Origin of the sequence: Streptomyces sp. NPDC004629, from assembly GCF_042873595.1 — a bacterium.
Classification (GTDB): domain Bacteria; phylum Actinomycetota; class Actinomycetes; order Streptomycetales; family Streptomycetaceae; genus Streptomyces.
In genome coordinates, this window is record NZ_JBIALO010000011.1 from 129,590 (window position 1) to 151,504 (window position 21,915).

Genomic DNA, 21,915 nt, shown 5'->3' on the forward strand with positions numbered 1-21,915 from the left:
CCACTTGGATCATTTCAGTGGACACCCCGGTGGGGGGATGCGTCGTTCGTCCACCGAGCGGAGGGCGGGGCCATGGAGTCGACAAGCGCGGGCGCGCTGAGCCGCCGCCGGGTGCTCGGGTTCGCCGGGACCGGTGCCGCCCTGCTCGGCGTGGCACCGCTCCTCGCCGCCTGCGCCCCACCCCGCCGCGAGGGTGCCACCGCACCCGGGCCGGTGGCCCGGGGCGCCGACGTCGCCGTCAAGCGGCTCCGCCTCGCCCTGCCGTCCTCGCTGTCCAGCCTCGACGTGGGCCGTGAGTCCGGCGTCCTCAACTACATGGTCGCGTGCCTGGCACAGGAGTCCCTGCTCTCCGTGAGCCCCAGCGGGGAACTCGGCCCCGGCCTCGCGACCGCCTGGCACCAGCCCGACCCCACGACGTACGTCTACACGCTCCGCGAGGGCGTCCGCTTCGCCGACGGCAGCCCCCTCACCCCCGACGATGTGGTCGCCTCCATCGACGAGATCCGGGACCCCGGCAACGGCAACGCGCTCGCCTACGCCTTCGCCGGCGTCCGCGACGTCCGGGCCACCGGGGCGCACGAGGTCACCCTGCGGCTCAAGGCCCCCGACGGCGCCTTCGCCTGGAACACCAGCCCCGGCGGACTCCTCGTCAGCAGCCGCGCCTTCCTGCGCCGCAACCGGGGCCGGATCGGCACCGCCAGGACCCTGCTGCTCGGCACCGGCCCGTACCGCGTCATCGAGTTCGCCCCCGATGACCATGTCAGCCTGGAGCGCAATCCGTACTGGTGGGGCCGGCGCCCACCGCTGGAGAATCTTGAACTCGCCTTCGTGCCCGACGCGGGTACCCGCCTCGTCGCCATGAAGTCCGGCGCGATCGACGGCGCCCTGGGCCTCGCCGCCGACGAGGCCCGGACCTGGGAGTCGGCTGCCGAGATCACTTACACCGGCGACCGCTCCGTCGTCGCGCTCGCCTTCGACACCGAGAAAGCCCCCTTCGACGACCCGCACGTACGCCGCGCGATCGCCCATGCCACCGACCGTGAGGGCATGGTCACCGGCTTGCTGCACGGCAAGGCCGAGGTCGCCTCCGCTCTGCCCTCCCGCGACATGTGGGGCTCCCTGCTGAGCCCCCGCGAGGTGCGAACCGCCTATGCAGGCATCGAGCTGCCCGCCTACGACCTCGACGCGGCCCGCGCCGAACTCGCCAAGTCCTCCGTGCCGCACGGCTTCACCGCCGAGATCCACTATCCGGCGAGCGGCCCCCAGGTCGGCAAGGCGGCCCTCGCCCTCTCCGGGGCGCTCAAGAAGATCGGCGTGACCCTCAAGGTCAAGGAGATCACCCTGGAGCAGTGGGTCAACGAACTCGGCTCCGGCAAGCAGGCCCTGCAATTCCTCTGGTACTTCCCGGTCACCGGTGACCCGGCTGAACTCGCCGACGCCTACCTCAACGCCGCCGCGACCGCCACCGACATCGCCCACTACGACAATCCGAAGGTCAACCGCGCCCTCGACCGCGCGAAGACCGAGACCGCTCCCGGGCAGCGCGGCCATGACCTCATGAAGGCCCTCACCACGGCCGGACCCGACCTTCCCTACCTCCCGCTGTGGTGGGCCCAGACGGCGACCGCCCTCTCCGCCGCGCACGTCCTGCTGGACCCGGGCCCCTTCGCCTTCATCGGCCCCTGGGCCACCCGCGTCCGCGCCGCCGCCTGATCCGCGTACCCGTAGCCCTGCCGCCGGCCCCCTCGACCCGAACGGACGACCATGCCCGGTCCCACGCCCTCCGCCGCCCCGCAGCACCCCGCACAACGCCTCGTGCGCCGGGTCCGGGCGGCCATGTCGCGGCTCGTGCAGCCGGGCGAGGCACGGCTGAGCCCCGACGGCACCACCGTCGCCGTCGCCGCCTTCCACCCCGAGGGCGCCCGCCTCCACCTCGTACCGGCGAGCGGCGAACCCGAGGACCCGACCCGCGCCGAGGACGGCATACCCGGCCACTCCCCGCGCTGGATCCCCGGCACCCGCGCCCTGCTCCACCTCGCCGCACCCGACTCCGGCGGCCCCGCCGAGATACGTGTGCACGACTGCGCACCCGGCGGCACAAGCCGCACGCTCGCCGTCGTACCCGGCGAGGCGGAGGACCTGCTCGTCTCCGCCGACGGCACCGAAGCCCTGCTCCTCGTCGCCCCCGAGGGCGCCGAACGCGACGGCATGCATGTCGGCCTGCCCGTACGGCTCGGGCCCGCGCCCGACCCGGAGCAGTACCTGCCCGGGGCGGGCCGCCGCACTCTGTACCGCCTCGACCTCGCGACCGGCGCACTGTGCGCAACGGGCCCTGACGGCCTCACGGTGTGGAACGTCGCCTGGCGCGGCGGCGACCTCGCCGTCGCCACCGTCTGCGAGGACCCTCTCCCGGCCGGCTACTACACGGCCCGTTTCGCCGCCCTCGATCTCGCGGAGGGCACCGCCCGTACCCTCCACATCCCCGACGGCCAGCTCGCCGCCCCCACGCTCGCCCCCGGTGGCCGGCTCGCCGCCGTCGTCGAGGGCATCTCGATCGTCGCCGGGCAGCCCGTCCTCGTGGACCTGGAGACCGGTACGCGCCGGACTCTCACGGAGATCGAGGACGCCACCTGGCTCGACCTCGCCGACGACGGCACCCTGCGCTTCGCCGGCCTCGCCGGCACCGGGACCCGCACCGGCGTCCGCGCCCCCGACGGCACCCTCACCGTCCACCGGACCGAGGAAGCCGGCCTCACCGGCCCCGGCTACCAGCCCTTCCTCTCCCACAGCGGCGACGGCCGCCTCGTCACCGCCGTCCGCGACGCGCCCGGCACACCCCCCGAGGCCGTCCTCGCCCCCACCGAAGGCCCCGGCGCCTGGCGGTGGCGTCCCGTCACCCGCCTCAACCCCGCCACCGAGCAGGACCCCGCGCTCACCGCCCTGCGCAGCCGTCCCCACCACTGGCGGGCCCCCGACGGCACCACGGTCCACGGCCTCCTCCTCGACCACCCGCCCCAGGACGACGCCGCGCCCGGTCCCCGCCCGCTCGCCGTCCTCCTTCACGGCGGCCCCTCCTGGCAGTGGACCAGCGGCTACGCCCCCGCCGACGTGCTCGGCCTCGGCCCCGCCCTCGCCGCGGCCGGACACCTGGTTCTCCTGCCCAACCCGCGCGGCAGCAGCGGCTACGGCCTCGGCCGCGCCCGCGCCGTCATCGGTGACACCGGCGGCGCCGACCTCGACGACGTGCTCTGCGGCGTCCGCGACCTGCACGCGCGCGGCCTCGCCGACCCCGTGCGCACCACCGTCCTCGGCCACAGCTACGGCGGCTACCTCGCCGCCCTCGCCGCCGCCCGCACCGACCTCTTCGCCGCCGCCGTCGTCGTCTCCGCGCCCACCGACTGGTACAGCTTCCGGCACAGCAGCGTCATCGGCGGCGGTTACGACCGCACCTACCGCATCGGAGAGGACCCGGCAGCTCTCCACGCCGCCTCCGCCGTCGCCGCCCACGGAGGCCACGGCACCCCCACCCTGATCGTCCACGGCCTCGGCGACCGCGTCACCCCCGTGGGACAGGCGCACGAGTTGTACCGGGCCCTGACCGCCGCCGGGAACGCACCCGCCGAACTGCTCGTCTACCCGTACGAGGGCCACGAGTTCACCGACCCGCAGCGGCTCCTCGACGCCGCGGCCCGCGTCGAGGACTGGCTTCGCACGCACCCCGGCCGACACCCCGAGCCCGCCCCCCGGACCTCCGCACCGGGGCGTACCCTCCCCCGTGCATCTGCCGAGACGGCATCCGCCCGGCCCGAGGACCGGGCCCTCGGCACCGTGCCGGAGGACGGCACCCCCCGAACGCCCTCCGGCACGGCCGCCCACCCCGCCCGGGAGCAGGAACGATGACGACACCCGCCGCGCCCCGCCGCGCTCCCGTCCTGCCCCTGCGCTATCTGCTGCGCAGGATCTGCGGCACCCTCGTGCTGCTGTTCGTCCTCTCGTGCGCCGTCTTCACGCTCCTGCAACTCGCGCCCGGAGACCCCGCCCGCACCCTCCTCGGCCCCCGCAGCGCGACCCCCGAGGCACTCGCCGCCGTCCGCGCCGAGCACCACCTCGACGACCCCTTCGTCAGCCAGTACCTGCGCTGGATCGGCGATGCCCTGCGCTTCGACCTCGGCACCTCGCTGCGCACCGGCGAGGACGTCTCCGCCGCGATCGGCGCCCGGCTCGGCCTCACCGCGCAACTCGTCGGCCTCGGCTTCGCCGTCGCCCTCGTCCTCGGCATCCCCGGCGGCATCGTCTCCGGGCTGCGTGCCCGCCGCGCCACCGACCGGGTCCTCCAGGGCCTCGGCGTCGTCGCGCTCTCCACGCCCGTCTTCGCCGGCGCCCTCGTCCTCATCTACGTCTTCGCGCTGATGCTCGGCTGGTTCCCCGCCTACGGGCCCGGCGACGGTGGCGCGAGCGACCGGCTCCAGCATCTCGTGCTGCCCGCACTCGCCCTCGGCCTCGCCGTCACCGCCGTCCTGCTCAAGCTCACGCGGACCACCGTCGTCGCCGAACTCGGCCGGGACCACGTGGTCTTCGCCCGCGCCCGGGGTGTCCCGCGCTCCACCGTGCTGCGGTACGTGCTGCGCGGCACCCTCGTACCCGTGCTCACCTCCGCCGCCCTCGTCCTCGCCTATCTGCTCGCCGGCACCGTCATGGTCGAAGAGGTCTTCGCGCTGCCGGGCCTCGGCTCGCTGCTGGTCTCCTCCATCACCTTTCGCGATCTGCCCCTCGTCCAGGCCGAGGCGCTGCTGGTGGCCGGGCTCGTCTGCCTCGTCACCCTCGTCACCGACCTCCTGCTGCCCTTCGCTGACCCCCGTCTGCGCACCACCGTCGCACCCCGCCGCCGTACCGGCCCGCTCGGGAACGAGACCGCCGCATGACCACCACCACCGCCCCGGCCGCCGCCCCCGCGGCCGCGAAGCCGCGTCGACGCCGACCGCGCCCCTTCGGCCTCGTCCTCGGCGCCCTGCTGGCCCTCTTCGTCGCGATGGCCGCCCTCGGCCAGTGGGTGCTGCCGCACTGGGACGAGCAGGATCTTGTCACCGGCGTCAGCATGCCGAGCGGCGAGCACTGGCTCGGCACCGACGAACTCGGCCGCGACATCCTTCAGATGTGCGTCGCCGGAGCCCGCTCCACCCTCGTCGGCGCCGCCCTCGTCGCCCTCGGCTCCATGGCCCTCGGCAACGTCCTCGGCCTCCTCGCCGGCTACCTCGGCGGCTGGACCGACGCCTTCGTACGCCGCTGGGCAGACCTTTTGCTCGCCCTGCCCGCTCTCCTCGTCACCCTCGTCGTCGCGGGCATCGGCGGCGGTGGCTACGCGCTCGCCGTCTGCGCCCTCGTCGTCCTCACCTCACCCGGCGACATCCGTCTGGTGCGCTCCGCCGTCCTCGGCCAGCGCCACCTCGCCTATGTCGAGGCCGCCGAGACCCTCGGCCTCTCCCCCACCGCCGTCATGGTCCGGCACATCTGGCCCAACGTCCTGCCCGTCGTCGTCGCCAACGCCCTGCTCAACTTCGCCGGCGCGATCGTCTCACTGAGCGCCCTCTCCTTCCTCGGCCTCGGCGTCCCGCCCGGCGCCCCCGACTGGGGCCGCATGCTCGCCGAGAACCGCACCCTCCTGTACGACAACCCCTCCGCCGCCCTCGCCCCCGCCGTCCTCGTCGTCCTCGCCGCCCTCGTGCTCAACCTGCTCGGCGACCGGCTGCTGGAATCCTTCACCGACCGAGGCAGGTCCTGATGCCCCCGAGCCCCGCCGCCTCCCGCCTGCACGTCAAAGACCTCGGCGTCGCCGCCCACCACACCGGTGGCGGCCCCGTCCCCCTGCTCGAAGCCGTCAGCCTCGACGTCGCGCGCGGCGAGGCCGTCGCCGTCGTCGGCGAATCCGGCAGCGGCAAGTCCCTCGCCACCCGCGCCGTCACCGGCCTGCTCCCCGAGGGCACCGCGGTCACCGACGGCACCGTCACCCTCGACGGCGAGGACATCCTCGCCCTCGGCCCGCGCGCCCGGCACGCCCTGCGCGGGCGCCGTCTCACGCTGCTGCTCCAGGACCCCTTCACCATGCTGCACCCGCAGCTCACCTGCGGCCGCCAGATCGCCGACGGCCTGCGTGAGCACCGCGGCCGGGGACGCGCGGCCCGCACGGCCCGCCACGCCGAGGTGGCCCGCCGGCTCGCCGAGGTGGGCCTCGACGCCACCGTCGCCGAGCGCCACCCGCACGAACTCTCCGGCGGCATGCGCCAGCGCGTCGCCATCGCCGCCGCCCTCGCCGGTGACCCCGGCCTGCTCATCGCCGACGAGCCCACCACCGCCCTCGACGCCACAAGTCAGCGCGCCGTCCTCGCCCTCTTGCGCCGCCTGGGCAAGGACCGCGGCATGGGCCTCGTCCTCATCACCCACGACCTGCGCGTCGCCTTCGAGGTGTGTGACCGCGTCTACGTCTTCTACGCCGGCACCGTCCTCGAACACGGCCGCCCTGCCGATCTGCGCGCCCTGCCCCGCCACCCCTACACCGCGGCCCTGCTCGCCGCCGAGCCGTCCCTGCGCGAGCGCAGGGAACCCCTGCCCGCCCTGCCCGGCTTCGTGCCCGCGCCCGGTCACCGCGGCCCCGGTTGCTCCTTCGCGCCCCGCTGCGCCCACGTCACCGAGACCTGCACCGACCGGCCCGTCCCTCTCGCTCCCGTCCCGGACGCCGGGCCGGGCCGGCTCAGTGCCTGCGTACGGGTCGCGGACCTCGCCCCTGTGCTCCAAGCCCCCGAGCGGCCGACCGGGGCGAACCTCCCGGCGCGGCCCGCGCGCGCCGAGGCGGTATCCGACGCCGTCCTGCAGATCGAAGCGGTACGCCGTGTCTTCCCCGCCGCCACGCGGCCCGCCCTTGACGGCGTCTCGCTCAGCGTCGCGCCCGGCGAAGTACTCGCCCTCGTCGGCGAGTCCGGCTCCGGCAAGACCACCCTCGCCCGTATCGCCCTCGGCCTGGAGAGCGCCGACTCCGGCTCCGTCCGGGTCGGCGAGGTCCGCCTCGGCCCCGGTGCCAAGCCCGGCACCGCCCAGCGCCGCGCCCTCGCCGCCGAGGCGCAGATCGTCTTCCAAGACCCCTACGCCTCCCTCGACCCGCTGCGCACCCTCGGCGCCACCCTCGCCGAAGCGCTGGCCTCCCCGGCGGCCCGGGGCAGGGGCCCACGCGAGCGTGCCGCCCGTGCGGCGGAGGTGGAACGCCTGCTCGCCCAGGTCGGCCTGCCCGCCGCCTACGCGCGCCGCCGCCCCGCCGCACTCTCCGGCGGCGAACGCCAGCGCGTCGCCATCGCCCGCGCGCTCGCCACCCGGCCCCGGCTCCTCGTGTGCGACGAGGCCGTCGCCGCCCTCGACGTCTCCGTGCAGGCCCAGCTCCTCAACCTGCTGCGCGACCTCCAACGCGCCGAGCGCTTCGCGATCCTCTTCATCACTCACGACCTCGGCGTCGTACGGCAGATCGCCGACCGGGTGGCCGTCCTTCACCAGGGCCGCCTGGTCGAGGAGGGGACCGCGCCACACGTGCTCGACACGCCCACGCACGACTGGACACGGCGCATGCTCGACGCCCTGCCGGGCGAGGCCCCGGCGCAGGAAGCCGCAGGCTGACGCCCCGGCACGGGGCCGCTAGAGTGGGGCCCGCCTGCCTGCGAGGAGGAAAAGGTGAGCGGACCCACGGCAGCCGAGACCCCCCAACCGCCGCATACCCGGAGGGTGTCGGAAGCTCCGGGCGCCACCGGCGCGGCCGCCGGGGTGCGCTCGGCTCTCGCCGGGAACCTCGGGCGGCTGCGCCTCGCCCGGGGTCTGAGCCTGCGTGAGCTGTCCGCCACCACCGGCGTCAGCAAGGCACTCCTCTCCCAGATCGAACGCGCCGAGGCCAACCCGACCGTCGAGGTGCTGGTCCGCGTCGCCGACGCCCTCGACACCAGCACCTCCGAGCTGCTGCGCCGCCCGCTGCCCCGCCCCGAGATCGTGCGCACCTCCGCGCTGCCGGTCCCACCCGGCGAGATCGCCGTGCATCTGCTCTTCTCCAGCCACGAGCACGGCAGGACCGAGCTGTACCGCACGGTCCTGCCGCCCCGCAGCCGCAGCCAGGCCAGCACCCACGGCGCCGGTTCGGTCGAGTACGTCATGGTGGTCTCCGGCCGGGTGACGCTCATGGCCGACGAGGTGCCGTACCCGCTCGGCCCCGGCGACGCGGCCCGCTTCTCCGGCACCACCGAGCACTACTACACGACCGCCGAGGAGGGCGCGGTCACCCACTCGATGCTGGGCTACCCGCGTACCTAGTAGTGCCTGGCCGGGTTCACTCGTCGGCCGGCTCCGCGGGCACCCGCATTTGCCGGGATATTCAGGGAAGGTGGCCGCTTCAGTCAGCCGCGACCTGGGCCGGCTCGAAGTCGTAGCGGTGCGGAGCCCACCCGCGTTCCTGGTCGACCCACCAGAAGAAGGACACCCTGCGCTCTTCGAAGCGCCACCGTCCGTCCGTGCACTTCACCATGCGATCGACGTATCTGCCGGCCGCCACCTGGGCTCGTCCCTCCACGACGCACGGTTGCCACAACCACGTCATGCCGGCGGCACGGTCGCCGTCGATCTCGACGGTCTCATTGGCCGAGAAGTGCCACCAGGCGTCGATAGGGCCGTCGGGAAGCGCCGAGAAGAACTGTTTGAGGTTTTCCCGTCCCTGCGCCGTGGAGAGCCCGACGAAGGTGCCTTCCTCGGTGAAGGTGTCGATCAGGTCGTCCCACTGCCGGTCGTCCAGCGCGTGACAGTAACGAGCCCTCAGCTGCTGTATCGCCTGCACGTCCTCAAGGTGGGCGAGCCGGGCCTCGGCCGTCGGGCTCGCCCCTTGCGCCTGGTCGATCTCCGCGGTGGTCAGGTAGAGATCGCGACGGTAGTGCTCCTTCACCGTCCAGACGCCCACGAACGTGACGACTGCCATCGCGACGATATAGATCGACACCGGCCAGGAGCCGCCGAACCGGTCGACGAGCGCGGTCATGGTGAGCGGTGCCAGGCCGCCGGCGAGCACGGATGCCAGCTGGAAGCCCAGGCTTGCTCCGGAGAGCCGCACGTCTGCGGGGAACATCTCGCCGTACATCGCCGTCTGGGGCCCGAACATCGAGGCGTGAATGGTGAAGCCCAGGACCAGACCCAGGAACGTGAGGAACAGGTTGCCGCTGTCCACCAGCCAGAAGATGGGGAACGCTGCCAGTGCCATCGCCGCGGCGCCCGCGAGGTAGACCTTCTTGCGCGTCCCGACCCGGTCGGTCAGACCGCCGAAGAACGGGATGCTCACCACCTGCGTCAGGCCGGCCGCCAGGACGACCAGCAGGATCTGCCTGTTGCTGTAGCCCACGACGGTGGTTCCGTAGCTGAGGACCCCGGACACGAAGATGTAGAACGTTCCGTTGACGACGAAGAACGCACACAGCGCCTGGAGCACTTGCGGCCAGTACTGCGTGAGAGCGATCCGCAACGGCGCCTTGGCGACGTGGTGTTCGGACCGCGCGGCCTCGGCCTTGGCACTCAGCTCCCTGAAGACGGGGGTCTCCTCGATCCTGTTCTGGATGTAGATGCCGAAGGCGATCAGCAGGAGGCCGGTCAGGAACGGGATGCGCCAGCCCCAGGATTCGAAGGTGTCGCGGGACATGCTTGTGGTGAGCACCAGGAACATGAGCGACCCGAGCGCGGCACCGATGATGCTGCCCATATTGACGAAGGAACCGTAGAAGCCGCGCCTGGACTCGGGGGCGTGCTCGACGAGCAGCATGGCCGCACCACCCCACTGCGCCCCTACGCCGATGCCCTGCACCAGTCGAGCGATGACCAGCAGCACGGGCGCCGCGTTTCCGATCGACGCGTGCGTGGGCAGGATGCCCATGAGGAACGTGACGAACCCCATGATCACCATGGCGCCGACCAGCGGGACCTTTCGTCCGTACCGGTCACCGACCGCGCCGGCGATGATGCCGCCGAACGGCCGCGCCACGAAGCCGACGGCAAGCGTTCCGAACGACGCCAGTGTTCCCTCGGTCCCGCCGAGAGCGGGGAAGAACAGAGGACCGAACACCAGAGCCGCGGCGGTCGCGTAGATCATGAAGTCGAACCATTCAAGGACCGACGAGACGAGCGACGCGGTCACCAGCTTGCGCATATCTCGTTCGCGCGCAGGATCGGCGGCTCGACCGTCCGGCCGGGGGGCGGTGGCCACGTAGGACCGGAATGTGCTCACGGGGGTCCTCCTGAACTCTTCGACCGAAAGGACGAACGATCGTTCGTGCGCAGATGCTAGGTGTGCCACGCACCGCAGGCAAGAGTTATGTCCGACCCGATATGCCTGGTACCGGATTTCTCACGGTGGGCAGTCCTCGTGGCGGATCGGGTCGCGTGTCGACCGTTGCGGGCGCGCCCCACGCCGCGCCATCCGGTGTCGGCACCTCACACGTGTGCGTGCACCCTTGAGGAACCCAGGGGCGCGCGAAGGTCAGCCCTGTCGGGCGCCGACGATCGAGAGAGCGAAGTCGGCCTGCATGTCCGCCACTTTCTCGCGGGTCAGTTCGCCTGAGGCCCGGTACCAGTTGGGAACCGTGGCGCACAGCAGCAGCACAGCTCGCGTGGCATCGCGTTCGAGCCGAGTGCCGAACTCTCCCGACGCCATCCCGTCCCGTGTGATCTCCTGGAAGATCGCCTGGGTACGGTCACGAGCCTCCACGAGCTGCGCCCGCCGGTCGCCGTGCAGGTAACGGAACTCGCTGAGCGCCACCACGGCCGCCTGGCGGTGGTCCACGCTGAAGCCGACATAGGCGGTGACCGCGGCCCTGAGCCGTTCCGTGGCGGTCGGACCGGCACCGGCGAGCGCGTCCGCGATCCGAGCCTCAAGCATGCCGTTCGCGCGTTCCAGCACGCCGAGCAGGAGGTCGTCCTTGGAGGGGAAGTAGTTGTACAGGTTCGAGAGGCTCGTGCCGGCGGTCCGGGCGATCGTGCGCATGGACGCACCGTAGAAGCCCTGCTCCGCAAACGCCTGTTCAGCCGCGGACATGATCGGTTCGAGGTTGACACCGCCCGTGCGCCGGACCGTGGACGCCGGACTGGACTCTGAGGAGCTCACAGCGGGCAGCCTAACCCGTCGGGCGAGCCGTTCCGCACCGTGGGGTTGACGAGAAGCGCATCCCCGGGTCCAATGGTGAACGATCGTTCGTACGTGTGGAGGTTACACATGACCCACCGGCCCGAGCCGCGCCCGGACACACCCCGGTATCTCACACCGGAGCGCAAGGAGATCCAGCGTCTGGCACGTGAGTTCACCATGAACGAGGTGCTTCCGGCGGCCCAAGAGCTCGACCCGGTCGGCGGGCAGATACCCGACCGCCTGCGTCAGCAGATGGCCGACATGGGTTTCTTCGGGTTGATGATCCCCGAGGAGTACGGCGGGCTCGGACTGGGCGTGTTCGAGTACTGCCTGGTGGCCGAGGAGCTGTCCCGTGGATGGCTCAGCGTGGGGAGCCTGCTCGCTCGGGGAAACGGAATGGGCGGGGACTTCACGGACGAGCAGAAGGCCGGACTGCTGCCGCGGATGGCGACCGGGGACTACCTCGGGGCGTTCGCCCTCAGCGAGGCCGAAGCCGGTTCGGATGTCGCGAACATCTCGACGCGCGCCAGGAGGGAGGGCGACGAATGGGTGGTGCACGGCACCAAGATGTGGTGCACCTTCGCGGACCAGGCCGACTACCTCGTCCTCTTCGCACGCACTCAGGACAAGGATGCTGCCAAGCCGCACCGCGGCATCAGCGCGTTCCTGGTCGACAAGGAACGCGACTCGTTCCCTGCGGGCGTGACGGGTAACCCCATCCGCAAGATCGGCTACCACGGCTGGCGGACCTGGGAGTTGTCCTTCGACGGGCTCCGGTTGCCGGCCTCGTCCATGATCGGCGAGGAGGGGCGCGGCTTCTACCTCGCCCTGTCCGGCCTTGAGGTGGGGCGGGCCCACACGGCTGCCCGCGCCGTCGGCCTGGCCCGCGCGGCGCTTGAGGACGCCGTGGCCTACGCGCGGACCCGCAGCCAGTTCGGCGGACCCCTCACCCAGTTCCAGGATGTCCGCTTCAAGCTCGCCCGCATGGCGGCCGACATCGAGGCGGCTCGCCAGCTCTACTACCACGTCGCCACCGAGATCGACTCCGGACGTCGGTGTCACCGTGAGGCGGCGATGGCCAAGTACGTCGCATCCGAGATGGCCGAGCGGGTCACGAGCGAGGCGATGCAGATCCACGGCGGTGCCGGCTACACCACTGACTTCGCCGTCGAGAGGCACTGGCGTGACGCCCGGCTGACGCGAATCTTCGAGGGGACCAACGAGATCCAGCTCCGGGTCATTTCCGACGACATTCTGGGGGACCGAGCATGACCCTTGCCGTCAGGCCGGGTGTTTCCGGCGGCCTTTACCTGGAGGACCATGTCGTCGGGCAGGTCGTGACCAGCGATCCGATCACCTTCTCGCGGGAGAGGGTGGCTCGGTACGCCGACGCGGTCGGCGACTCCAGTTCCCTGCACGACCCGAACATCCCGGGATCAACCGTCCACGGTCCCCTGATCCAGGCCATGCTGATCTCGTGGATGGTGGACACGGGGGTGGCCGCCCGGGTACTGGCCGAACTCGATCACACCTGGCATTACACCAAGCCGGTCCACATCGGAGAGTCGGTGACCTTCCGCATCACCTTCACCCGGATCCAGCGCTCCCGGAGCCGGACCAAGGGAGTCGTGCACCGGACGATCGAAGTGCTGGGAGCCGACGGCGATGTGCTCCAGCATGCGACATCGCGGATCCTCGTGGAAGCGCGCATGGCAGTGGACGACACACAGGAACGGGTCCGCACCGCGATCGGGACCGCCGAGTGGGCGCGTCTTCTGGCCGACGCCCTGGAAAAGGACGGTCAGTTCACCCGCTTGACGTCCACCTGGGACGGAACGATCGGGTTCGGCATCGGCGGCGAGACGATGCTTCTGCGTGTCTACAAGGGTCGCATCCTCGACGTGGGCCGTCGCATGCCGCACGGCCCGACCTTCACCGTCCACGCGAGCGAGAAGACATGGGTCGAGCTGGTCACCGGCCCTGAGAACGACTTCACCCGGCGCGCCATGTGCGACCAGTTCCGGACGACCGGCGACGCCTACGAGTACCTCAGACTGAACCGCACCCTCGTCGCCGTCATCGATGTGATGCGTGCCCTGGCCCGGGAGGAGAAATGATCCACGCGCAGTACCTCAAGGTCGACGGCGTCCTGTCGTTCGTCCTGACCGAAGGCGATCCGTCGGCACCAGCGGTCCTCTGCCTGCACACCGCCGGCCAGAACGGCGTCCAATGGCGCCACGTCCAGTCCGAGCTTGCCGCCCGAGGCTGGTACGTCGTCGTACCCGACCTGCCGGGTCACGGGAAGTCCGAGCCACACCCCGAGGGCCCGGTACGCGACCTCGGCGACTATGCAGCATGGTGCGAACGCCTCATCGACTCCCTGGCTCTGCAGGCCCCGTACGTCGTCGGCTGCTCGATCGGCGGACGCATCGCGATCGACCTTGCCGTGCGGCGTGGTCAGCGCCTCTCGGGTGTCGTCGCCATGGCGGCCCACGGTGGCAGCGACACCGTCGACGCCGGTCTCGACGTGCACAGCCTGGAACGAGAACTCATCGATGCCGCCGCACCGAGCCGGTCGGACCGCACCTACCTCGGCACTCATGCCGTACTCGGTCCCGCCGTCCCCGAAGCGAAGCGGGAGACCATTGCGCTGATGCATCGGCGGGAGGACCCCGAGATCTCGAACAGTGACCTCATCGGATGGGTCTCCCACGACATCTTCGCCGGCCTGAGCAGCATCAGCTGTCCCGTGCACATTGTGATCGGCGAGGCAGACCTCTGGCTCAGCCCGGACGACGGTCGCAGGACCGCAGCCGAGATCAGCCGGGCCCGCTTCACGCTCCTCCCCGGGATCGGCCACTACCCCATGGAAGAGTTGCGGGACGGCGCCGGACAGATCGACGCCTGGCTGCGGGACCTGGGAGGAACCGCATGACCGCTAGCAGCACGGACCACCGTTCCACTTTGCCTCAGCTCCTGGCCGAAGTGGTCGCCCGCACCCCCGGCGCACCGGCGGTCATCGACGATACGCCCGACGCGTTGACCACCACCTACGGGCAACTGTGGCGGCGCGTGGTGTCCCTGCGTGACGACCTTCGGGAGCGTGGCGTCGGCGAGGGCGACTGCGTGGCGGTGTACCTGCCCAACTGGGGCGATGCCATCGTCTGGCAGTTCGCCGTGGCCGCGCTGGGCGCCCACGTCGTCGGCATCAACACCCGCTATGCGATCGGCGACATCGCCCACATCGTCGAACAGGCCCGACCCGTCGTCGTGGCCGTCGCCCACGCCTTCCGCGGCCTTCCCTTCAGAGATCGCCTGCGCGAGGGAGTACGCCAAGCCGGTGTGCCGGCGCCGTCGACAGCGGTCATCACCGCACCCGACCAGCCGCCCGCCTCATCCGATGCGGTGGCCGGCTACGACCTCGGCGCCGGAGCATGGCCCCCGCGCGAGGCCGACCTGTCGGCGCCGCTCGACCCGCATGCGCTCGACGGAGCCCCGGATGCGCTTGCGGTGGCCTTCGCCACGTCCGGTTCCACGGGCAGGCCCAAGCTCGCGGCACACCTCAGCAGCAACGTGGTCCACCACGCACGAGCGGTGGCCGCGGCCGCCGGGCTGGGCCCCGAGTCACGGTCGCTCATGCCGCTCCCGCTGTCAGGGGTCCTCGCCTTCTCACCGGCCTACGCATGCTTGGCCGGCGGGGGCGCCCTCGTCATGCAACCCTCCTTCGACGGTCCGCACGCACTGGCGCTGATGGAGCGCCACGGGGTCACGCACTTGACATCGGCGGACGACATCGGCGGACGCATCAAGGCCGCTTGGGAGCGGGAACCTCGCAATCTCAGCGCCTTCCGGCGTTTCTTGTTCGGCGACTTCTACGGGCAGTCCGCCGACATCGCCAGGTGGTTCGAACAGCGCACGGACTGCACCGCGATGGGCATCTACGGCTCCAGTGAGGTGTTCGGACTGCTCACGTTCTGGCGCCCCGCCGACGACGCCCCGGGGCGCTGGGCGGGCGGCGGTCGTCCCCCCTCCCCTGAGGCGGAGCTGCGCATCGTCGATCCGGTGAGCGGGCAGCCGCTGCCCACCGGGCAGTCCGGTGAGCTCCAGGTCCGCGGCTACGCGGTGGTCGATGCCTACCTCGGCGACAGCGACGGCTCGGTGATGGCCGGCAACCGGAGCACCGACGGCTGGTTCCGCACCGGAGACCTCTGCCACATGTGTGAGGACGGCTCTGTCGTCTACCAGTGCCGGATGGGTGACTCACTGCGGCTCAAGGGGTTCCTGGTCGAGCCCGTCGAGATCGAGTCCGTCATCGCCCAGCTGCCCGAGGTCGAGATGGTGAAAGTGGTCGGGCTCGGGGGCGAGGGGGAGATGCGCCCGATCTGCTTCGTCGTCGCGCGTGCCGGGAGCACCGTCGACGCAGATGCCGTCCGTCGGTACTGCGTCGAGCAGCTGGCTCGGTACAAAGTGCCCGAGGTCGTCCACGTGATCGACGAGATGCCGACGACCAGGGGCGCCAACGGCACGAAGATCAGGGCCGCAGCACTTCGGGAACTCGCAGCCGAACTCGACAAGGCTCCGACGAAAGGGAAGAAATGAGGGACGACGTCGTCATCTGCAATCCGGTCCGGACCCCGGTCGGGGTGGACGGGGGACAGTTCAAGAGCCTGGATGCGGCGGACCTGGCGACTGCCGCGATCGCCGGCCTGATGGAACGCACCGGGCTCGCCGAGGGAGACGTCGACGACGTCGTCCTGGGCCAGTGCTACCCCAACGGGGAGTCACCTGCCATCGGACGGGTCGCGGCACTCAACGCCGGACTCGGGGTCACCACGGGCGGGCTCCAACTGGACCGTCGCTGCGGTTCCGGCCTGCAGTCGATCCTCTACGCCGCACTCACCGTCGGTGCAGGCTGGGCCGACACCATGGTGGCCGGGGGTGCGGAGTCCATGAGCCAGGCTGAGTACTACATGCTCGGCGCCCGAGAGGGAACCAGAAAAGAGACGATCGAGCTGGTCAGCCGGATCGCTCGCGGCCGTGTGACCGCCGGCGGCCACAACTTCCCGGTACCGGGCGGCATGCTGGAGACCGCCGAGAACGTGCGAGCCCAGTACGGGGTGAGCCGTCAGGCCCAGGACGAGTTCGCCCTGTGGAGCCAGCGCAAGGCCGTGGCCGCCCAGGACACCGGCGTCTTCGAGGCCGAGATCGTTCCCGTGTCCACTCCCGCGACCCGCAGGACACCCGAACGAACCATCACCACCGACGAACACCCCCGGCGCGGACTCACCATGGCCGACCTGCAGCGGCTGAAGCCGCTCCGGCTCGGCATCGACCCGGAAGCGACCGTCACGCCCGGAAACGCGTGCGGGCAGAGCGACGGTGCTTCCGTGTGCGTCGTCACCACACGTGAGCGAGCCGAACACCTCGGCCTGCGGCCGATGCTGCGCATCGTCACCTCGGCTGTGGCGGGCGTGCCACCGGGGGTGATGGGCATCGGTCCGGTCCCCGCAGTGGCCAAGGCCCTGGAGCGTTCCCATCTGACGCTCGCCGACATCGACCTGATCGAACTCAACGAGGCCTTCGCCTCGCAAGTGCTCGCCTGCATCACCGAGTGGGGTCTCAAGGACGCAGAGCTTGAGGAGAAGTTCAACGTCCACGGTTCCGGCATCTCGCTGGGCCACCCCGCCGGGGCCACCGGGGCCCGCATCCTGACCACTCTGGCCCACGAGATGCACCGCCGTCAGGTGCGCTACGGCCTGGAGACCATGTGCATCGGCGGAGGTCAGGGACTCGCCGTCATTTTCGAAAGAGTGCAGGGATGAACCCGATGACTCAGACCACACGACCCCACCCGCGGCCGCGCCGCTCGTGCCTCGCCGTGCCGGGCTCGAACCCGCGGTTCCTCGAAAAGGCCAAGAGCCTGAACAGCGACCAGGTGTTCCTCGACCTGGAGGACGCGTGTGCGCCGCTGGCGAAACCCGGGGCCCGGAAGAACATCGTCGCCACACTCAATGAGGGAGGCTGGGGCGACCGCCTTCGAGTCGTCCGGGTCAACGACTGGACGACACAGTGGACCTACCGCGATGTGATCGAAGTGGTCGAGGGCGCCGGCGCGAACCTCGACTGCATCATGCTCCCCAAGGTCCAGACTCCCGAGCAGGTGGTCGCGCTCGACCTGCTGCTGACCCAGATCGAGACCGAGAACGGACTCGACGTCGGGAGGATCGGCATCGAGACTCAGATCGAGAACGCTCTGGGCCTGATCAACGTGAACGCCATCGCGGCGGCGTCACCCCGGGTGGAGACCGTCATCTTCGGGCCCGCGGACTTCATGGCCAGCATCAACATGAAGTCGCTCGTGGTCGGGGAGCAACCCCAGGGATACGACGTCGGAGACGCTTACCACCACGCCCTGATGAGCATCCTCATGGCCGCCCGAGCCTACGGCAAACAGGCCATCGACGGCCCCTACGTGCAGATCCGCGATGTCGACGGCTACCAGCGCGTGGCCGCACGCTCGGCCGCGCTGGGCTTCGACGGCAAGTGGGTGCTCCATCCCGGCCAGATCGACGCAGCGAACGAGGTGTACTCCCCCAGGCAGGACGACTACGACCATGCCGAGAACATCCTCGACGCCTATGACCACTTCACGTCGGGGGCCGGCGGCGCCGTGGGCGCGGTCATGCTCGGCGACGAGATGATCGACGAGGCCTCCCGAAAGATGGCGCTCGTGATCTCCGCCAAGGGGCGTGCGGCCGGGATGGCGCGCACCGAGGTCTGGACACCTCCCGGGTCCTGACACCTCCAGCCCCACCGACTTTGCGAGGGAAACCCATGCAGTTCGGACGCACCTACGAAGAATTCGTGATCGGGGCGGTCTACCGGCATTGGCCCGGCAAGACCGTCACCGAGTACGACGACCATCTGTTCTCGTTGCTGACGATGAATCATCACCCACTGCACCTCGACGCCCACTACGCCGCCGAGGCGACCGACTTCGGCAGGAACCTGGTCGTCGGCCCGTACGTCTACGCGTTGCTGCTCGGCATGAGCGTCGCGGATGTCTCAGCGATGGCCATCGCGAATCTGGAGACCAAGAACCTCAGGCACATCGCGCCCACCTTCCACGGTGACACCCTTTACGGCGAGACCACGGTGGTGGACAAGCGGGAAAGCGCGAGCAAGCCCGACCGCGGAATCGTCACCGTCGAAACACGCGGCTACAACCAGGACGGCACGCTCGTCTGCGTTTTCCGGCGCAAGGTACTGGCCGCCAAGCAGGGGTATCTCGACGCGCGGGGCGGCCGCACCCCCTCGCATCCGCGCGACCCCTCAAGCACCCCGCTCCACCAGGTCAGCGGCACCGGCCGGGGTGAGCAGCAGCGGTAGCGGAACGTTCTGCCAACCGGCGGTCTCGTGCTTCGTATCGGCGGTACGGCCCCGGTGTGTCAACGGGACCGCACCGCCGCGGTGGTCAGCAGCAGGAGTGCGACGCGTGCTCCTCGTGGTGCCACCAGTACCGGTCGCGGGCCGGCTTCTGGGGGACGCCGGGGAGCACCGCATTGCGGACGGCAGCGGCCCCGCCGCGGTCCACGGCCGAGGATTCCGCCGAGGGCGCCGCGAGATCGTCCACGCTGTGCACGGTGCCGCCGGTGACGACCTGCCGGACCGCCGCTGCCGCCGCGACATCCTTCAGCGGATCGCCCTCGACCAGCGCCAGGTCCGCGAGCTTGCCCGATTCGAGGGTGCCGAGGTCGCTGCTGAGTCCGAGGGTCCGCGCGCCTTCGGCGGTGGCGGAACGCAACGCGTCGTACGGGCTGACCCCGTAGCGCACCATGGCCTGCAGGTTGAGGTGGTAGTAGACGGCCGGGGGTACCAGGGGGCTGTCCGTACCGACGGCGACGTGGCCGCCGTCGTCGATCAGGCGGCGGATCGTTTCCACGTGGCGCTTGACGAAGCCGATCTCCGACACGGGCTCCTTGGCGAGTGCGGCTTCGACGCCGGCCCGGAACTCCTCGTACTCGGCGGCCGACATGAGCCCGGTCAGGCGCGGGTCGTCCACCGCCCATTCGGCGTAGCGGTACAGCCCGGCCCGCACGGTGGACAGGCCGAGTCCGGACAGCCCGAGGGTCGGCGCGAAGGACATACCGGAGCGGGCCAGCGGGCCGGTCATGTCCTGGTAGCTGTGACCGAGGTGGGTCTCCTTCTGGCGGCGCCCGTAGCGGCTGGTGCCGCCGATGTGTTCGGAGCCGTCCCCGCCGAGGGCGAGCGGGCCGAACAGGTAGTGGGAGGTGGCGCGCAGGCCGCGGCGGTGGGCGCCCTCGATGGCCTTGCGCTGCAACGCGTACGGCAGCCGGACGTATGTCTTGACCAGATCGTGGCCGAGCGCCTGGGCCTTGTCCAGCTCGCGGCGCAGTTCGTCGTCGCTGGTCACCGGGCGGCCGGAGGAGTAGTAGACCCTCGATCCGTCTATCAGGTCGCCGGCGGCGAACACCCGGGGGCCGATGCGGCGTCCGGAGCCGATGGTCTCCTTGGCCTCGACCGCGTGGTAGTGCGCCGTGCCCGGGGAGCGTACGGCGGTGACGCCGAAGGACAGCCAGAGCCGACCGGTGTCGTTGCGCGCGGCGGGCCCGTGTTCGTGGACGGCGATCAGGCCGGGGATCGCGGTGAGGTGGCGGGCGTCGACGATCCGGTCGCCGGGCCGCCTGCGGCCGCTGCCGCGCGGGGCGATGGCGGCGATGCGGTTGCCCTCAAGGGTGATGTCGACGTCATGGCGCAGTGTGGACCTCGTGCCGTCCCACAGGGCGCCTGCTTGGATCACGGTGCGGCCGGACGGCTTGGCCTGACGCCATGTCAGCTGCACCGGGACGGCGTGGGCCCGGCCGCTGCCCGCGTCGGCGATGCGCAGCCTGCCGTCGGACAGGTAGAGCAGCGAGCCGGAGTCGCCGCTCCAGCTGGGTGCGTCGGCGGTCTCGTCGTTGATCGTCCGGGCGGTGCCGGTCGGCAGGCCCGCGGCGTCGACCGCGCTGATCCGCAGGGTGCCGCCGACGACGTAGGCGACCTTCCGGCCGTCGGGCGAGTAGACGGGACCGCTGTCGATGCGGTTGCCGAGCGATGCTCCGGGGACCGGCTCGCTGTAGTGGGCGCTGCCGGTGTCCAGGTCGACGGTGAGAATCTGGTTGCGGCCCTCGCGGTAGCGCGGGGTGACCGGCACCAGGACGGCGGCGGATATCCGCTTGCCGTCGGCCGAGAAGCCGGGTCTGCCGGGGGAGTTGAGGGGGCCGGCGGCCTTGCGCACGTTCCCGGTGGCCACGTCGATGGTCTGCAGGGTGGCGCCGTCGGCGACGAAGGCGACGGTCGAGCCGTCGGGGCTGAACGCCGGGGCGTCGGCGCCGCCGAGGGCTGTCAGCTGCCGTCGCCTGCCGCCGGCCGTCTCGTACAGCCACAGTTCCTGGGAGCCGCTGCGGTCGCTGGCGTAGACCAGGGTCCTGCCGTCCGGGGACCAGGCGGGCGAGGTGTTGTAGTGGCCGTCGCTGACCACGGCCTTGGGTGCGGCGCCACGGCGCATGACCCAGATGTTGCCGAGGGCGGCGAAGGCGACCCGCTTGCCGTCCGGTGAGAGCGCCGGGCTGACGATGCCCTTGACCTGCCGGGCGGTGGTGCTGTCGAAGTCCCGGGAGGCGGGCCGCTCTTCGACCCGGGGCACGGTGACGCGGGCGGTGAACTCGACGTTCTCGGCTTTGCCGCCGATCCTGCGGCGGCGCAGCTTTCCGTCGGCGGTGTGCAGCAGTTCGTCGTCCGAGATCCAGCGGGCGGGGAAGGGGAAGACGTCCTCGCCCTCATCGGTGAGGGTCTTGCCGTCGACCACGAGTGAGGTGCCGGTCGAGGTGAGATGGACGTAGGCGAGGCGGCTGCCGTCCGGGGAGAAGGACGGCCCGGCCACGAACCCCTCGGAGACGGTGACCAGAGTGCTTCGCCTGCCGGAGGCGTCGACCAGGTCGATGGCCCTGGGCGCGCTGCCGGTGCCGGAGGTGAAGGCGATCGCGGAGCCGTCCGGGGTCCAGACCGGCTGGCCCTCCTGGGCCGTCCCCTGCGTCCAGACCTCGCTCTTGCCGCTGTCCGGGGACACGACGTGGATGGCGTAGCGGCTGCCGGTCTCTACAGCGCAGGCGATCCGGGTGCCGTCCGGGGAGAACCGCGGCTCGCGGTGGTCGGCGGAGCCGGTGGTGAGCTGCCGCAGTCCGGTCCCGTCCGTGTTCATGAGCCACAGATGGAAGGTGCCGTCGGTGTAGGAGACGAAGACGATGCTGCGGCCGTCCGGCGAGAAGTCGGGCTCGGTCGCCTCTTGTTCGATGCCGGTGAGCCGGGCGGCCTCACCGCCGGATGCGGGAACGGTCCACAGGAGGTTGAGCAGGTCGAAGGCGATGGTCTTTCCGTCCGGCGAGAGCGCGGCGGAGGCGTTGGTCGCCTCGGTGACGGTGACCTTCTCCCCCACGGCTCGGCGCGGGGCCGCCCATGCCTGCGTATCCAGCGTGGCGGCGCCGCCCGCCACCCACATGGCTCCGGCCGCGACTTGCCCACCGCGCTTGACGAAGGTTCTGCGAGTGATGCTCAACTTCTGTACCTCCCGAAGATCAAAGCTCCGGGAGACTGTAAGGGCGCCGACCGGGTTTAGGACACCCCAGGCGACGGCCGAAATCCAGCGGCTTTTTCAGTACCTCAGATAAACCTCA

The 21,915-nt window shown here is 71.2% G+C and carries 16 protein-coding genes; 13 read left to right on the top strand and 3 right to left on the bottom strand.

The genetic code is table 11. From position 1 onward, the window contains the following. The first annotated feature begins 72 nt into the window (after positions 1-72). The 6 genes from ACFYTE_RS18845 (at position 73) to ACFYTE_RS18870 (ending at position 8,337) form a co-directional block, all read left to right on the top strand. Entirely contained in the window at positions 73-1,713 is a 1,641-nt protein-coding gene (locus tag ACFYTE_RS18845) for an ABC transporter substrate-binding protein (protein WP_388711195.1), read from the top strand. 51 nt (positions 1,714-1,764) lie between these two features. Then, a complete protein-coding gene (locus ACFYTE_RS18850) occupies positions 1,765-3,900 on the top strand; it encodes an alpha/beta hydrolase family protein (protein WP_388711198.1) in 2,136 nt (711 codons plus the stop codon). Next, positions 3,897-4,922 carry an ABC transporter permease gene (locus ACFYTE_RS18855; protein WP_388711201.1) on the top strand — a complete coding sequence of 342 codons (1,026 nt, stop codon included), beginning with the start codon at positions 3,897-3,899 and terminating at the stop codon, positions 4,920-4,922. Before ACFYTE_RS18850 ends, ACFYTE_RS18855 begins: the two co-directional genes overlap by 4 nt. Beyond that, positions 4,919-5,779 (top strand): ABC transporter permease, encoded by an 861-nt coding sequence (locus ACFYTE_RS18860; RefSeq protein WP_388711204.1) that lies wholly within the window; start codon positions 4,919-4,921, stop codon positions 5,777-5,779. The genes ACFYTE_RS18855 and ACFYTE_RS18860 overlap by 4 nt, the downstream gene beginning before the upstream one ends. Then, the gene (locus ACFYTE_RS18865) at positions 5,779-7,656 is read left to right on the top strand and encodes a dipeptide ABC transporter ATP-binding protein (RefSeq protein ID WP_388711207.1); all 1,878 of its coding nucleotides are present in this window, start codon (positions 5,779-5,781) and stop codon (positions 7,654-7,656) included. The genes ACFYTE_RS18860 and ACFYTE_RS18865 overlap by 1 nt, the downstream gene beginning before the upstream one ends. Positions 7,657-7,761: 105 nt before the next feature. Beyond that, positions 7,762-8,337 (top strand): helix-turn-helix domain-containing protein, encoded by a 576-nt coding sequence (locus ACFYTE_RS18870; protein WP_388711210.1) that lies wholly within the window; start codon positions 7,762-7,764, stop codon positions 8,335-8,337. Positions 8,338-8,416: 79 nt separating this feature from the next. Here the strand turns inward: ACFYTE_RS18870 and ACFYTE_RS18875 are convergent, their stop codons facing one another. Further along, positions 8,417-10,285, bottom strand: coding sequence for an MFS transporter (locus ACFYTE_RS18875; protein ID WP_388711212.1), 1,869 nt, complete (start codon positions 10,283-10,285; stop codon positions 8,417-8,419). A 252-nt stretch (positions 10,286-10,537) separates the two neighbouring features. Next, positions 10,538-11,161, bottom strand: a complete 624-nt coding sequence (locus ACFYTE_RS18880) for a TetR/AcrR family transcriptional regulator (protein WP_388711215.1) — start codon at positions 11,159-11,161, stop codon at positions 10,538-10,540. Between the two features lie 108 nt (positions 11,162-11,269). Here ACFYTE_RS18880 and ACFYTE_RS18885 point away from each other — a divergent pair, with 108 nt between their 5' ends. Genes ACFYTE_RS18885 through ACFYTE_RS18915 form a run of 7 tightly spaced genes read left to right on the top strand, consistent with a single transcriptional unit; the run spans position 11,270 to position 18,571 of the window. Continuing rightward, entirely contained in the window at positions 11,270-12,454 is a 1,185-nt protein-coding gene (locus ACFYTE_RS18885; protein ID WP_388711217.1) for an acyl-CoA dehydrogenase family protein, read from the top strand. Further along, a complete protein-coding gene (locus tag ACFYTE_RS18890; RefSeq protein WP_388711220.1) occupies positions 12,451-13,299 on the top strand; it encodes a hypothetical protein in 849 nt (282 codons plus the stop codon). Before ACFYTE_RS18885 ends, ACFYTE_RS18890 begins: the two co-directional genes overlap by 4 nt. Beyond that, positions 13,296-14,117: an alpha/beta fold hydrolase gene (locus tag ACFYTE_RS18895; protein ID WP_388711223.1), complete on the top strand. Its 822-nt coding sequence runs from the start codon at positions 13,296-13,298 to the stop codon at positions 14,115-14,117. The genes ACFYTE_RS18890 and ACFYTE_RS18895 overlap by 4 nt, the downstream gene beginning before the upstream one ends. Then, positions 14,114-15,781 (top strand): AMP-binding protein, encoded by a 1,668-nt coding sequence (locus tag ACFYTE_RS18900; protein WP_388711226.1) that lies wholly within the window; start codon positions 14,114-14,116, stop codon positions 15,779-15,781. The genes ACFYTE_RS18895 and ACFYTE_RS18900 overlap by 4 nt, the downstream gene beginning before the upstream one ends. Beyond that, entirely contained in the window at positions 15,778-17,004 is a 1,227-nt protein-coding gene (locus tag ACFYTE_RS18905; protein WP_388711228.1) for an acetyl-CoA C-acetyltransferase, read from the top strand. The genes ACFYTE_RS18900 and ACFYTE_RS18905 overlap by 4 nt, the downstream gene beginning before the upstream one ends. 5 nt (positions 17,005-17,009) lie before the next feature. Further along, positions 17,010-17,981 (top strand): HpcH/HpaI aldolase/citrate lyase family protein, encoded by a 972-nt coding sequence (locus ACFYTE_RS18910; RefSeq protein WP_388711231.1) that lies wholly within the window; start codon positions 17,010-17,012, stop codon positions 17,979-17,981. A gap of 35 nt (positions 17,982-18,016) precedes the next feature. Next, positions 18,017-18,571 carry a MaoC family dehydratase gene (locus ACFYTE_RS18915; RefSeq protein WP_388711233.1) on the top strand — a complete coding sequence of 185 codons (555 nt, stop codon included), beginning with the start codon at positions 18,017-18,019 and terminating at the stop codon, positions 18,569-18,571. 85 nt (positions 18,572-18,656) lie between these two features. Here the strand turns inward: ACFYTE_RS18915 and ACFYTE_RS18920 are convergent, their stop codons facing one another. Next, positions 18,657-21,797 (bottom strand): amidohydrolase family protein, encoded by a 3,141-nt coding sequence (locus ACFYTE_RS18920; RefSeq protein WP_388711236.1) that lies wholly within the window; start codon positions 21,795-21,797, stop codon positions 18,657-18,659. Positions 21,798-21,915: the final 118 nt, after the last annotated feature.